Here is a 13,787-nt window from a genome sequence, read left to right as displayed (position 1 = left end):
CCAAAGCCGGTTTCGAGAAGAGACTTTTGCGGCAATCGCCGGTACTTTTCAGGTCAGTTTGCCGCTTTCGCGGCAAACTGTGATCGCGGTTACGAAAGGGCGTGTTGCGCCGCGCGGTAGGTCGAGGGGGAACAGCCTTCCAGCCGATTGAAAAAACGGGCGAAATAGGCCGGATCCTTGAAACCGAGGCTGTAGGCGGTTTCATGCACCGTACAGGCGCTGAACAGCAGCATGCGTTTGGCCTCGCGCAGCAGCCGATCGAAGATCAGCCGCTTGGGCGGCCGGTTGGCGAAGCGCCGGCACAGGTCGTTGAGCCGCGATTCGGTCACCCCCAGCGCCTGCGCATACTCCGGCACCGGCAGGTGCTCGCGAAAACGCTCGTCCACCATCTTGTTGAACCGCTGAAACAGCTGCAATTCGCCGCGCACGCCGCTGTTGGCGCTGTCTTCCAGCGCGGTGTTGCGCAGCAGCAGCGTGAACACCGCCTGCGCCAGCAGCGCCAGCGTCTGTTCGCGCCCGGCCAAATTCTGGCCGAACTCGCGGCGGATCAGCGCCCAGTAGTGGCTGAGCGCCGTCAGCTCCTGCGGCGCGTCGGCCAGCGACAGGCAGATGCCCGGCATGTCCAGCGCCAGGTTGCTGCCGGGATACAGGCGCTCCAGCAGCGGCCAAATCAGCTCCTGGCGCACCGTCAGCACGTGGCCGTCGCTGTCCGGTTCGGTGAAGAACGCATGCGGCACCGACGGCGGCGTGAGGATGAACAGCGGCGCCTGCACCGAATAGTGCTGATCGTCGAGCTGCAGCTCTATCTTGCCGGTCTCCAGGAAATGCACCTGGAAGAAGCAGTCGTGCCAATGCACCTGCATGTCGCGGCCGAAGAACGCCGCCAGCCCGGCGAAGGTTTCGTAGTGCACCTCATCGGCGGCGTAGCGCGCGTCATACTCTTTGCAAATATCGATGTTGGCGATAAAGCCGGTACTTTTCCGCACCTCATGACCTCCTGCAATCATGCCCACTTGCGCATCAAGGCGTCGCTCTCGGGCGCGAATCCTTCATCGGAATGCGCCACACCAGCACGGCGCCGACGATCAACAGCGCCGAGACGAAATACAGCCCGGAGTTAAAGCTGCCGGTCAGATCCTTGAACCAGCCGATCAACAGCGGGCTGAGCGCCGATCCGATGTTGCCGGTGGCGTTGATCACCGCGATCCCCACCGCGCGCGCTTCCAGACTGATCGACTGATCCGGCGTGGTCCAGAAGATCGCCATGGCGGTAAAGGAGCCGACCGAGGCCATCACGATCCCGAGCAACTGGATCAGGCTGTGATCGGTGGCGGACGCCAGCAGCCAGCCGGCGGCGGCGAACAGGTACGGCAGCGCGGTGTGGTGCTTGCGCTCCTGCAGCCTGTCGGATCGTTTGCTCCACCACACCATGCCGGCGATGGTGCAGATCTGCGGGATCGCCGCCAAAATGCCGATCGTCACGTTGCTGCTGCCCTGGTTAAAGCTTTGCAGGATCTGCGGCGTCCAGATGTTGATCGCGCTCAGGGTGTTGGTCAGGCAGAAATAGGCCAGCGTATACATCAGCACGATCGGCGTGCAGATCTCGCGCCACAGGCTGCGCTGTTGCAGCGCGCGGTGGCTGCTCGGCCCGTTGGGCTGCACCAGCTGCAGCTTGTCGGCCTCCATCATCGCCTGCAGGCTGGCTTTCTCCTCGTCGGTCAGCCACTTGGCCTTGGCCGGCGTATCGTCGAGGTAGAACCACACCACCACGCCCAACAGCACCGACGGAATGCCTTCCAGCAGGAACAGCCACTGCCAGCCCTTCAGGTTCATGACCCCGTCCAGCCCCAGGATATAGCCGGAGACCAACGAGCCGATCGCCATGGTCACCGGCATGGCGATCATGAACAGCGCGTTGGCGCGGGCGCGGTAGAACGCCGGGAACCAGTAGGTGAGGTACACCAGAATGCCCGGCAGGAAACCGGCCTCGGTGATGCCGACGATCATGCGCAGCACATACAGGCTGGTCGGCCCGGTGGCGAACATGGTGCAGGTGGAGGCGATGCCCCACAGCACCATGATGGTGGCGATCCAGCGCCGCGCACCGACCCGGCTCAGCATCATGTTGCTCGGAATGCCGAAGATCACGTAGGTGACATAGAACAACGTCGCCGCCAGCCCGAACATGGTCGAGCTGAGGCCGAGATCTTTGCCCATCGTCAGCCCGGCGAAGCCGATGTTGATACGATCGAGGAAAGAGAAAACAAACAACACGAACAGGAAAATGATCAGGCGCCGAAACAACTTTTTAATCACCGATTGCTCGGCGGCGGTTAACGCTTTATGTTGCTGCGCCGGGTTGGCCGGCTGCAGCGAATCGACGTGGTTCATGGTTCAGTAGACTCCCGATGAAGGCGCTTGCGCCCCGCCCCGTTTGAATTCGTCCGCCAGGGCTTCCGCCGCCCGTGCCAGCAGGGTGGTGTCCACCCCCACCGCAACGAACAGCGCGCCGGCCTCCAGATAGCGCTGCGCCAGTGCCTTGTTGGCCATCAAAATGCCCGGCGCCTTGCCGGCGGCGCGGATGCGCGCGATGGCGTCGTCGATGGTGCGCTGCACCTCCGGGTGCTGCGGGTTGCCAGCGAAGCCCATGTCGGCGCTGAGATCCGCCGGGCCGATAAACACGCCGTCCACCCCATCCACCTGCAAAATGGCGTCGAGGTTTTTCACCGCTTCGCGGGTTTCAATCTGCACCAGCACGCACATCTGCTCATCGGCCTGCTGCAGGTAATCGGGCACCCGGTTCCAGCGCGAAGCGCGCGCCAGGGCGCTGCCGACGCCGCGCACGCCGTGCGGCGGATAGCGCGTGGCGCGCACCGCGTCGCGCGCCTGTTCGGCGTTTTGAATCATCGGGATAAGCAGGGTTTGCGCGCCGACGTCCAGCAGCTGCTTGATGATCACCGCGTCGTTCCACGGCGGCCGCACCACCGGCTGGCTCGGGTAAGGCGCGACCGCCTGCAGCTGCCCCAGCACCGTTTGCACGTTGTTGGGCGCATGTTCGCCGTCGATCAGCAGCCAGTCGAAACCGGCGCCGGCCAGCAGCTCGGCGCTGTAGCTGCTGCACAGCCCGAGCCACAGCCCGATCTGCGGGCGTTTTTCCTGCAGCGCACGCTTGAAGTGGTTGGTTAACATCGCATTCTCCCTGACAAGCGGGCGTAGCGCATGGCCCCGCCCGGTTTATTGCGGCCCGGTTCGCCGAGCCTGCTTTTTAGACGAAGCGGCAGCTGATGCAGCCCATCGGGCCGTAGTCGACGTGGAAGGTATCACCGCGCCGCGCCGGCACCGGCCGGGTGAAGGAGCCCCCGAGGATCACCTGCCCCGCTTCCAGCTCCACCTCATACGGCGCCAGCTTGTTGGCCAGCCAGGCCACGCCGTTGGCCGGGTGGTTGAGCACCGCCGCCGCCACGCCGGATTCTTCAATCACGCCGTTGCGGTACAGCAGCGCGGAGATCCAGCGCAGATCCAGCGCATCCGGCTTGATCGGCCGCCCGCCCATCACCACCCCGGCGTTGGCGGCGTTGTCGGAGATGGTGTCGAACACCTTGCGCGGCCGCTGAGTCTCGGGATCGACGTTGTGGCTGCGCGCGTCGATGATCTCCAGCGCCGGAATGACGTAGTCGGTGGCGTTGTAGACGTCGAACAGCGTGCAGTTCGGCCCGCGCAGCGGCTTGGCCAGCACGAACGCCAGCTCCACCTCCACCCGCGGCACGATAAAGCGATCGATCGGAATGTCGCTGCCGTCGTTGAAGAACATGTCGTCCAGCAGCGCGCCGTAGTCCGGCTCGGTGATCTGCGAGCTCACCTGCATGGCGCGCGAGGTCAGACCGATCTTGTGGCCTTTGAGCGTGCGCCCCTCGGCGATCTTCAGCTCCACCCACTGCCGTTGAATGGCATAGGCGTCTTCGATGGTGATCTCGGGATGATCGAGCGACAGCGCGCGGATCTGTTCACGACTCTTTTCCGCCTGATGCAGGCGCTGTACGGCGCGGTTAACCTGCTCTTTATCCAGCATTTACGACCCCTTATTCACGCCTTGTTGAACAGCGCGTGGACATTGTTCTGTTTGTAATTCAGCACCGGATCCAGCTCTTCCATGGTGAAAGAGAGCGCCAGGTAACGCTGCGCCATCAGCGCGGCGAAGTGTTCCTTGATCAGCGCAAACAGCATCTCGCCCACCTGCTGCTGGCTTTCCAGACTGCGGCCGTGGCCGATCTTCAGCGTCATGTGCACGAAGGCGTAGTCCTGCTTGCCGTCGGCCATCTGCCAGGTGTCGAGCCAGATGGCGCGGCTGCGCACGCCGGCCAGCGGGAAGATGCCGGTCGCCGCCAGCGCCTCGTTGACCTTGGCGAACAGGGTGGGCAAATCCGCCTCGCGGCGGATGTTGTCGGTACATTCAGCGTAAAAATGGGGCATAGCGTTCTCCAGACGGCAAATATGCGCGGGCGCCGCCCGCGCAGCGGCATTTACAGCGTATTGCCAAGCTTGAAACCTTTTTCCGTATCGCCCTCACGGGTATAGGAAAAACCGTCTGCGCCGATGGTGACGGCCATTTCGCTGGGCGCACTGCGCTCGATGACCGGCTGTGGCTGCCCATCGAGATCCAGCACCAGCGATCCTTCGGTATACCAGCTCGGCACCACCGGATTGCCCCACCAGTCGCGGCGCTGGTTGTCATGCACGTCCCAGGTCACGGTCGGGTTGTCCGGATCGCCGGTGTAGTAATCCTGCGTGTAGATTTCCACGCGGTGGCCATCGGGATCGCGCAGGTAGAGGTAGAACGCGTTGGAGACGCCGTGCCGGCCGGGGCCGCGTTCGATCAAATCGGATTTGCGCAGCGCGCCGAGCTTGTCGCAGATGGCCAAAATATTGTGCTTTTCATGGGTGGCGAAGGCGATGTGGTGCATGCGCGGCCCGGCGCCGCCGGTCATCGCGGTATCGTGCACCGTCGCCTTGCGGCGCATCCAGGCGGCGTAAACCACGCCGTCTTCATCGCGGATGTCTTCCGTCACGCGGAATCCCAGCCCCTGGATGTATTCCACGGCGCGCGGCACGTCAGGGGTGATTTGGTTAAAGTGGTCGAGGCGCACCAGCGCGCCCGGCGTATACAGATCGTAGCGCCAGGCCAGGCGCTCGACGTGCTGCACGTCGTAGAAAAACTCATACGGGAAACCGAGCGGATCCTCTACCCGCACCGCATCGCCGATGCCTTTGGCGAACCCGTTCACCCGCCGCTCGGTACGGCAGCCAAGCGCCTTGAAATACGCTTCGGCGCGATCGACGTCTTCCGGCGTGCGCACGCGGAAAGCAAACGCCGCCACGGCGGCGACCGGGCCTTCGCGCAGCACCAGGTTATGGTGAATAAACTCTTCCATCGAACGCAGGTAGAGGGTTTTGTCATCTTCGGCGGTCACGACCAGGCCGAGGATATCGACGTAAAATTCGCGTGCGGCTTTAAGGTTCGTGACCTGAATTTCCATGTAGGCACAGCGCACGACGTCGGGAGCAGGGACAGCATCAGTGGTCAGTTTTGTCGTCATTGTTCTCATCTCTTTCGTTATTATTGTGGCCTGAGGCTCAAACGCCCCATTTCGGGATCGGGTGGTCGCCCATGGAAATGCACACGTTCTTCATTTCGGCGAACACTTCGAAGCTGTATTCGCCGCCTTCGCGGCCGGTGCCGGAGGCTTTCACGCCGCCGAACGGTTGGCGCAGATCGCGTACGTTTTGGGTGTTGACGAAAACCATGCCCGCTTCAATGCCGCGGGCCAGGCGCAGAACCTTGCTCACATCCTGCGTCCAGATGTACGACGCCAGGCCGTACTCCACGTCGTTGGCCATGCGCAGGCCATCTTCTTCTGATTTGAACGGCAACAGGCAGGCCACCGGCCCGAAGATCTCCTCCTGCGCCACGCGCATCCGGTTGTCGACATCCGCCAGCACCGTGGGGCGCAGGAAGTTGCCGTGGCTCAAGCCGGCCGGTTTGTCCGGGCCGCCGGCCAGCAGGGTCGCCCCTTCTTCCACCCCGAGGCGGATATAGCCGGAGACTTTTTCCCAGTGCTGCGGGCTGATCAGCGCCCCCACCTGGGTATTGGGATCTTGCGGATCGCCCACGCGCAGACGGTTGGCGCGCTCGGCGAAACGTTTGACGAATTCCGGGTAGATGCTCTCCTGAATGAAGATGCGCGAACCGGCGGTGCAGCGTTCGCCGTTGATCGAGAAGATGGTGAACAGCGCGGCGTCGAGCGCCCGCTCGATGTCGGCGTCTTCAAAGATCAGCACCGGCGACTTGCCGCCCAGTTCCATGGAGAATTTTTTCAGCCCGGCGCTTTCGATGATGCGGCGGCCGGTAGCGGTGCCGCCGGTGAAGGAGACCGCGCGCACGTCTTTATGGCGCACCAGCGCGTCGCCGGCGGTGGCGCCGTAGCCCTGCACCACGTTCAGCACCCCGGCCGGAATGCCGGCTTCCAGCGCCAACTCGCCCAGGCGATCGGCGGTCAGCGGCGACAGTTCGGACATCTTCAGCACCGCGGTGTTGCCCAGCGCCAGGCAAGGCGCGGTCTTCCAGGTGGCGGTCATGAACGGCACGTTCCACGGCGACACCAGCGCACACACCCCCACCGGCTGCACCAGCGTGTAGTTGAGCATCTTGTCGTCCACCGGGTAGGTCTTGCCGTTCATCTGCTGGCACACCTCGGCGAAGAACTCGAAGTTGTGCGAAGCGCGCGGGATCAGCACGTTTTTGGTCTGGTGGATCGGCAGGCCGGTGTCGGCGGTTTCCAGTTCGGCGATCTGCGGCACGTTCTGGTCGATCAGCTCACCCAGGCGGCGCATCAGGCGCGCGCGCTCTTTCATCGGCGTGTTGGCCCACTTGGGGAACGCCTCTTTCGCCGCCGCCACCGCCTGGTCTATCTCCAGCTGGCCGCCAGAGGCCACCTCCGCCAGCACCTCGCCGTTCGCCGGGTTGGTGGTGGTGAAGTACTCTTTGCTGGCGACGTTCTTGCCGTTGATCCAGTGGTTGATGGTTTTCATCGCAGGCTCTCCTCGTAATCTTTTTCACTGATAATGTGGTTAACCAGACGGCCGATGCCCTCGATCTCCACCACCACTTCGTCGCCCGGCTGCACGTCGGCCAGCCCTTTCGGCGTGCCGGTGGCGATCATGTCGCCCGGCTGCAGCGTCATGAATTCGCTCAGGTAGGCGACCAGGAACGGAATGTCGAAAATCATGTCGGCGGTGCTGCCGCGCTGGCGCAGCTCGCCGTTGACGTAAGTGCTGAGCGCCAGCCGGTGCGGATCGGCGACGTCGTCGCGATCGACGATGTAAGGCCCGATCGGCGTCAGGGTGTCGCGGCTCTTCACCCGCAGATTCGGCCGGTAGTAGTTTTCCAGGTAATCGCGGATGGCGTAGTCGTTGCACAGGGTGTAGCCCGCCACATACTCCATGGCGTGCTCGCGGCTGACGTTACGCGCGGTCTTGCCGATCACCGCCACCAGCTCGGCTTCGTAATGCATGTACTCCACGCCGGCCGGGCGCACCGACACCTGGCGGTGACCGGTCAGGGTGTTCGGTGCCTTGAGGAACACCAGCGGCTCTTCCGGCGCCTTGAATTCCAACTCGCTGGCGTGGTCGGCATAGTTCAGCCCCAGGGCGAACACCGTGCCCTGCGCCGGCGGCAGCCATTCCACTTCGCGCTCCTGCAGCACCTCGCCGTTCGGCAGCGTGACGCGCAGCTGCTCGTCCACCTGCACGTTGAAGACCTGGCCATGATGGCGAATACGGGCATGTTTCATGATGCGGCTCCTGCCTGGGTGACGCGGTTGGTCAGCGTGGGCAGGCCGGCGGCGCGCACCGTCACCTCATCCCCCGGTTTGATCTCCACCCGCTGGTGCGGGGTGCCGATCAGCACCGCATCGCCCGGCTGCAGGGTGATAAAGTCGCTGATGGCGGCGATCAGCTCCGGCACCGAGCGCACTAGATCGGCGGTGGACCAACGATCCTGCTCCACGCCGTTGATCTCGGTGACGATCTCCAGCCGATCGGCATTCGCCAGCTGGCCGATTTCCCCCAACGGGCAGAACCCGTCGCGGCATTTAGCCTTGATCGCCGGGCGGTAGAAGCTGCTCTCCGGCAGGCTGACGTCGTTGGCCAACGCGTAGCCGGCCAGATAACGGCTCACCTGCGCCACCGGCACCTTGCGCGCGGTATCGCCGATGATCACCGCCAGCGTGCCGCCGCTGTGCACGGTTTCACCGGCCGGAAACGGGATCGCCCCGCCGTTGGCGAGGTGGGTGTTGCGCGGTTTGATAAACCAGACCGGGGTTTTGGGCGGGGTCTGATACGGCGGCTGGTGAAACGCCTGATCCCAGGCGTCCAGTTGGCTGCGGTGATTCAGCGCAACGGAAAATACGGTGCCTTTCATGCGAACTCCTCCAATGGCAAAACATGACAACCGGCATTCATTAATATATTAATGATTACTTTTATACGCTGTGCAGCTTTTACGCAACGCGCTTGGAGTGATTTGTGATCGTGATAACAAAATATTCACAAATAACGAACATTAGCGTGATTATTCAATGCATTAATCATTTTTCGCGCCATTTTTCGCTGCACCCTGCATTTTTGCTTTATCCCTACGGGTAACTTTGGCTACTATTAAGTTATTAACAAAATCGGGCTTTGCGGGGCAGGCGCCCCCATAACGAGCGCCGTAACAACGAACACCTTGATAGCTAAGGCCAAACTTATGCATGAATCGTTAACCATCGCCCTGCTGCAGGCGCGTGAAACCGCCATGGGGTTCTTCCGCCCGATCCTGAAAAGCCACAATCTGACCGAACAGCAGTGGCGCATCATCCGCGTGCTGGCCAACAGCCGCTCGATCGAATTCCACGAGCTGGCGGCGGAAACCTGCATTCTGCGCCCCAGCCTGACCGGCATTCTGTCGCGCATGGAGCGTGACAAGCTGATCTTCCGCCTGAAGCCGGTCAACGATCAGCGCAAGCTGTACGTGTCGCTGACCCAGCAGGGCCAGGATCTGTATGAAGTGGCGCGCCACCAGGTGGAACAGGGCTACGCCGAGATTGAAGCCGCTTTCTCGCGGCAGAAAATGGACCAGTTGATGACGCTGCTGGACGAGCTGATCACCCTGGGCGACAGCCTGCCCGCCAACGTCACCGCGCATCCTGCCAAGCAGTGATTTAACCAACCGGAATTCTCAAATTAATTGACGTTGCAGCCAACAACGCTGCAGCGTCAGGTAAGCAGAGAATTCGTTTCCGGCAGCAGCGCGCCGCCGTCCACCACCAGCGTCTGGCCGGTGATGTAGGCCGCCGCCGGCGAAGCGAGAAACACCATCGCCGCGGCGATGTCTTCCGGTTCCCCCAGCCGCCCGAGCGGCACCGAGGCGGCGATCGCCTGATTCACCTGCGCGTCGCCCAGGTTGGCCATCGCCGGCGTGCGGATCATCCCCGGTTCTACGCCGTTGACGCGAATTTTCTCCGCCGCCAGCTCCAGCGCCGCCGCGCGAATAAACCCGTTCACCCCGGCCTTGGAGGCCGCGTAGTGCGCCAGCCCCGGGTAGGCCACCCGCGGACCGGTCACCGACGAGGTCACCAGAAGGCAGCCGCCGCCCCGGCGGCGCATCCACGGCAGCGCCGCCTGCGCCAGAAAGAACGGCGCCATCAGATTGACGCTCAGCGTGCGTTGCAGCAGGGCCGCGTCGATGGCGGCGAACGGCGTCAGCGGAAAGTAAGCGGCGTTGTGGATCACCACGTCCAGCCGTTGATGCCGCTCACCTACCGCCGTCACCAGCTCGGCGATCTGCCCCGGTTCGGCCAGATCGCAAGCCAGCGCCTGCACGCCCAGCCCTTCGTCCCGCAGCGCCTGCGCCGCCGCCTGCGCCTGCGGCAGCTGCACGTCCGCGATCGTCACCTCGGCGCCCAGGCGGGCAAAGGCGCTGACGATCGCCAGCCCAATGCCCTGAGCACCGCCGGTCACCAGCACCGCCTGCCCCGCAAAGGCGTCGGCCGCATAGGTTGCGCTCATCACCCTATCCTCGCGGGTGGCGCGTGGTGTTCAGCACCTGCGCATGGGCGCCGACCGCAAAGTTGCTCAGCGCGCTGAAATCGCTGCCCTGATAACCGAGGAGCTTGCCGTCGGTGCGCATGCCCTGCAGATCGATCATCACCACGCCCAGCGTCGGGATGATCTTCTCGCGCCAGACGAACAGATAAAGCTGCTCTGCCACCTTCACGTAGTGGCAGCGATCGACGTCCGCCAGCCCTTTCTCCACCCCGTCCAGACACTGCCAGGCGTAGAAGTTGTCGTTCAGGTAGATGTGCTCGTACCGTTCGGTCGGGCTGTAGGTGTACATGTTGCGCATGCCGATCAGCTCATCGGTAAAGCCCGGTGGCGCCACGTCGGCGTCATCCAGCGTGCCGAAGCGGAATTCGGCCTCGACCGCGGTCAGCGGCAGCCCCTGCTCCACCCGGCTGAAGGCGTCGAGCCGCGCCTGCGCTTCGTCCGGCAGCTGGCCGTATACCGCAGTGAAGTTGCCCTGATTGCGGTCGCATACCAGCGTAATGCTGGCGTTGGCGCGGGCAGGATCGAGAAAATCGATGAACAGCACGCCGGGGCGAATGCTGGTGGCGCGATAGGCGACGCTGCGCCGTTCGCCCCACTCCAGCGTCTGCTCGTCGGTAAACCGGCAACGCTGCGTCGCGCCGTCGCTAAAGCGCAGCGTCAGCGTGGTGCCCGCCAGCCCGTGCTGCCGTTCCAGCGTATTGCTGTGCGGCGCAAAGCCTTCCGCCAGCGCGCCAACCTGAATGAATACCGCTTCTGAACTCATGGAAATGCTCCTTACAGGGAAGTGAAAGCCAGGGTCGGCACATCGACGATGGTGGAGCCGCCGTCGGCCACCAGCGCCGCGCCGGTAATGATTGAAGCCTCGCTGGAACACAGGAAACGGCACACGCGGGCGATCTCCTCGGCGCTGGCCGGGCGGCGCAGCGGCACGTCGCGGCAGACCATCTGGTAAGCCTGCTCCAGCGAAATCTGATGGGCGTCCATCAGCAGTTGCATCTCTTCGTCCGCCATCGGCGTGGTCACCCAGCCCGGGCACACCGCGTTGGCACGCACGCCCAGCGGGCCATAGTCGCGGGCGATGGAGCGCATCAGCCCGATCAGCGCGTGCTTGGCGGTGACGTAGCCGCAGACCTCCGGCCCGGCGGCCAGCGAGGCGATCGAGGCCACGAACAGCAGGTTGCCGCCGCTTTTAATCAGCTCCGGCAGGCAGGCGCGCGCGCTGGCGAAAGCGCTGTTGAGGTTGCTGTCCATCGCCCCTTGCCACTGCGCGTCGGTCATCTCGGTGATGCGCTTGAAGCCCATGCCGCCGGCGCTGCCGATCAGGCAGTCGATGCGCCCGGCTTCGCGCAGAATGGCCGGCAGCAGCGCGTGGTTCCAGCTCTCGCCGCTGGCGGCATCGCCCACCAGCGCCTGTGCGCCGATCTCTTGCGCCAGCGCCGCCAGCGGTTCCGGGCGGCGGCCGATGATGAACACCCGATCGCCCTGCGCCGCCAGCAGACGGGCGCAGGCGGCGCCGACGCCGGTGCCGCCGCCGGTAATCACAACCACTCTATTCATGATTCAGCTTCTCCATCAGTTGGCCGATCATCAGCAGGCTGCTCAACAGCAGCCGCCGCTGTTCGGCATCCAGCCGCAGATAGCGGCGGCCGGCCGGCAAACGGCTGACCACCTCCGACGCGGCGAAATGCTCAATCTCCACCTGCCAGCGCCCGTCGTTCACCGTCAGCCGCACGCGGCGAAAATCCAGCTGCGCCAGCGTCTCGCCGATCTGCGGGTAGCGCTGCAGGCCGTCCAGCACCCGCTGCGCGGCCGCATGGCGCTGGCGCAGCAGATAACGCACCCCACGCCGCCGCAGCCAGCCGCCGGTCACCACGTCCAGCGTCAGCGGAAGCTGCATCGCGCACGTGCCCTGCAAGCGAAAGCGGTGGCTGACGATATGCGCCATAAACAGCCCCTGCACCTGTTCGCCGATCTCGATCTGCGGCCCCTGCGGCAGCGTCAGCCGCAGCAGGCCCGGCGCCAGGCGTTCGCACGCGTAGGGCTCCAGGTTGCGCGCCAGACGATCCAGCGCGGCGCCCGGCCGATAGCCCGACGGCGCTCGCCGCCAGGCGCGATTAAGTGAGGGAAGTAAGCCGATCAAACTGCGCCTCCTCGTTTTCACCCTTGGCGAACGCGTTCTCCAGCACCTGCTCGACCGGCACCGGCTTGAACGGATTCACTTTTTGCACGCACAGCGTCCAGAACAGCGCATAGGCGGCGGTCAGACCGATCATCCAGCCGAAGGGAATGTAGATATCGCTCGGGTTCATTCCCGGCGGCGTGATGTAAACGATGGCCAGCACGATGCCAACGCTGGAAACGATCTGCGGCAGCGGGAACCACGGCGATTTATAGGCGCGCGGCAGATCGGGGCGGCGTACGCGCAGGATCACCACCGAGCAGGTCACCAGCAGGTAGGCCACGCCCCAGGCGCACACCGCCGCCAGCACCAGCGGAATGATCCTGTCGAGGTTGCCCTGAATGGCGAAGGCGTGTACGCAGGGGATCAATACCGCCACCAGAATGCCGACCACCGGCGTTTTAAAGCGCGGGTGCAGATAAGCGAACATGCGTGGCAGCGCGCCGTCCAGCGCCATGCCGTACAGAATGCGCGGCACCGCCGCCATCAGCGTATTGATGGTCGCGGCGCCCGCCAGCAGCAGGCCGACGCCGAGCCAATATTTGCCGAACTGGCCCATCACCTGGCCGGCGAACGCCGGGATGGCCATCGGCGTTTCCAGCAGGCGTGTGCCGCTGGCGGCGTCGATCACCACGTTTTCCACCTGGTGGCTGAGCGCCGCGCCATACAGCGCCATGCACACCGCCACGCCGCACAGCCCCAGCGCCATCGCGCGCGGGATCACCCGATCGCAGCGTTTGATCTCCGGCGCCATCGGCGTCACCAGCTCACAGCCGACGAACATAAACATCGCCATGCCGATCAGGCTGAACACCGCGAAGGGATCGTTCAGGCTCAGCGTGCTGCCGAACCAGCCCTCGAGCGGCACCGCATGCGGCGACAGCAGCCCGACGATGCCGAAAATCACCAGCGTGCTCCACATGGCGAAGGTCAGCACGATCTCCGCCTTGCCGAAGGCCTCGATGCCGAACGCGTTGAGCAGGCCGAACACGATTACCAGCCCGACGCCGACCATCCAGGAGGCGTTGTGGCTTTCCATCAGGGTGTTGAGGTGCTCGAAGTTCACCAGCGCCATGATGCCGGAGAGAATGGTCTCGGCGGTGCCGGCGAATATGTGCACGATCAGGTAGGCCGACAGCGCGCCGGTGATGGCGAAAAAGCGCCCCATTCCGCAGGAGATGTAGTCGTAAACCGAACCGGAGGTCGGCAGCAGCGCCGCCGCTTCGGAGAAGGTGGTGAGCTGCGCCTGCATCATGATGAAGGCGATCAGCATCGCCAGCGCGAAGGTGTCGCCGCCGATGCCGAAGCCGCTGGTGACCGTCAGGATCACCGGGCTGGCCATGATCACCCCGACCGAACTGGCCAGGGTGGTGGGAAAGCCGACCTTGCCTCGAGCCAGGTGGGCGTGCAACCGCGACGACAGGTTCATGGTTATTTCCTCTTATAGTTTTGGCCTGATGCATGC

Annotated in this window: 15 protein-coding genes; 1 reads left to right on the top strand and 14 read right to left on the bottom strand. The window is 63.9% G+C overall.

From position 1 onward, the window contains the following. Positions 1-89: 89 nt before the first annotated feature. The 9 genes from hpaA to V8N38_RS02665 all read right to left on the bottom strand — a co-directional run bounded on the left by hpaA (position 90) and on the right by V8N38_RS02665 (position 8,476). Positions 90-986, bottom strand: a complete 897-nt coding sequence (gene hpaA / locus V8N38_RS02705; RefSeq protein ID WP_038878427.1) for a 4-hydroxyphenylacetate catabolism regulatory protein HpaA — start codon at positions 984-986, stop codon at positions 90-92. 34 nt (positions 987-1,020) lie between these two features. Then, the gene (gene hpaX, locus V8N38_RS02700) at positions 1,021-2,391 is read right to left on the bottom strand and encodes a 4-hydroxyphenylacetate permease (protein ID WP_147839713.1); all 1,371 of its coding nucleotides are present in this window, start codon (positions 2,389-2,391) and stop codon (positions 1,021-1,023) included. A 3-nt stretch (positions 2,392-2,394) separates the two neighbouring features. Next, positions 2,395-3,189, bottom strand: coding sequence for a 4-hydroxy-2-oxoheptanedioate aldolase (gene hpaI / locus V8N38_RS02695; protein WP_049235379.1), 795 nt, complete (start codon positions 3,187-3,189; stop codon positions 2,395-2,397). 76 nt (positions 3,190-3,265) lie between these two features. Further along, positions 3,266-4,069 carry a 2-oxo-hept-4-ene-1,7-dioate hydratase gene (hpaH, locus tag V8N38_RS02690; protein ID WP_004933170.1) on the bottom strand — a complete coding sequence of 268 codons (804 nt, stop codon included), beginning with the start codon at positions 4,067-4,069 and terminating at the stop codon, positions 3,266-3,268. 14 nt (positions 4,070-4,083) lie between these two features. After that, positions 4,084-4,470, bottom strand: a complete 387-nt coding sequence (locus tag V8N38_RS02685; protein ID WP_147839712.1) for a 5-carboxymethyl-2-hydroxymuconate Delta-isomerase — start codon at positions 4,468-4,470, stop codon at positions 4,084-4,086. A 50-nt stretch (positions 4,471-4,520) separates the two neighbouring features. Further along, positions 4,521-5,594, bottom strand: a complete 1,074-nt coding sequence (gene hpaD, locus V8N38_RS02680) for a 3,4-dihydroxyphenylacetate 2,3-dioxygenase (protein ID WP_087762955.1) — start codon at positions 5,592-5,594, stop codon at positions 4,521-4,523. A 37-nt stretch (positions 5,595-5,631) separates the two neighbouring features. Next, on the bottom strand, positions 5,632-7,086 hold the full coding sequence (hpaE, locus tag V8N38_RS02675) for a 5-carboxymethyl-2-hydroxymuconate semialdehyde dehydrogenase (RefSeq protein ID WP_033636981.1): 1,455 nt from the start codon (positions 7,084-7,086) through the stop codon (positions 5,632-5,634). Continuing rightward, on the bottom strand, positions 7,083-7,847 hold the full coding sequence (locus V8N38_RS02670; protein ID WP_049272369.1) for a fumarylacetoacetate hydrolase family protein: 765 nt from the start codon (positions 7,845-7,847) through the stop codon (positions 7,083-7,085). Before V8N38_RS02670 ends, hpaE begins: the two co-directional genes overlap by 4 nt. Then, positions 7,844-8,476, bottom strand: coding sequence for a fumarylacetoacetate hydrolase family protein (locus V8N38_RS02665; RefSeq protein WP_060440814.1), 633 nt, complete (start codon positions 8,474-8,476; stop codon positions 7,844-7,846). The genes V8N38_RS02670 and V8N38_RS02665 overlap by 4 nt, the downstream gene beginning before the upstream one ends. A 327-nt stretch (positions 8,477-8,803) precedes the next feature. Between V8N38_RS02665 and hpaR the strand changes: the two genes are divergently transcribed. Next, a complete protein-coding gene (gene hpaR / locus V8N38_RS02660) occupies positions 8,804-9,256 on the top strand; it encodes a homoprotocatechuate degradation operon regulator HpaR (RefSeq protein ID WP_004933183.1) in 453 nt (150 codons plus the stop codon). A 56-nt stretch (positions 9,257-9,312) separates the two neighbouring features. Here hpaR and V8N38_RS02655 read toward each other — a convergent pair whose 3' ends face one another. The 5 genes from V8N38_RS02655 to V8N38_RS02635 are packed head-to-tail and all read right to left on the bottom strand — an operon-like array spanning position 9,313 to position 13,751. After that, positions 9,313-10,104 (bottom strand): SDR family oxidoreductase, encoded by a 792-nt coding sequence (locus V8N38_RS02655; protein ID WP_060440815.1) that lies wholly within the window; start codon positions 10,102-10,104, stop codon positions 9,313-9,315. A gap of 4 nt (positions 10,105-10,108) precedes the next feature. Further along, positions 10,109-10,906 (bottom strand): molybdenum cofactor biosynthesis F family protein, encoded by a 798-nt coding sequence (locus V8N38_RS02650; protein ID WP_147839711.1) that lies wholly within the window; start codon positions 10,904-10,906, stop codon positions 10,109-10,111. 11 nt (positions 10,907-10,917) lie between these two features. Then, the gene (locus V8N38_RS02645) at positions 10,918-11,700 is read right to left on the bottom strand and encodes an SDR family NAD(P)-dependent oxidoreductase (protein WP_033648535.1); all 783 of its coding nucleotides are present in this window, start codon (positions 11,698-11,700) and stop codon (positions 10,918-10,920) included. After that, positions 11,693-12,283 (bottom strand): DUF3156 family protein, encoded by a 591-nt coding sequence (locus V8N38_RS02640; protein WP_147839710.1) that lies wholly within the window; start codon positions 12,281-12,283, stop codon positions 11,693-11,695. Before V8N38_RS02640 ends, V8N38_RS02645 begins: the two co-directional genes overlap by 8 nt. Then, positions 12,258-13,751, bottom strand: a complete 1,494-nt coding sequence (locus V8N38_RS02635; RefSeq protein ID WP_033648536.1) for an APC family permease — start codon at positions 13,749-13,751, stop codon at positions 12,258-12,260. Before V8N38_RS02635 ends, V8N38_RS02640 begins: the two co-directional genes overlap by 26 nt. Positions 13,752-13,787 lie beyond the last annotated feature (36 nt).

It is taken from the genome of Serratia nevei (genome assembly GCF_037948395.1).
In the GTDB taxonomy this organism is placed as follows: domain Bacteria; phylum Pseudomonadota; class Gammaproteobacteria; order Enterobacterales; family Enterobacteriaceae; genus Serratia; species Serratia nevei.
The sequence above is the reverse complement of the archived record's forward strand: the minus strand, read 5'-3'. Positions and strand labels throughout refer to the sequence as shown.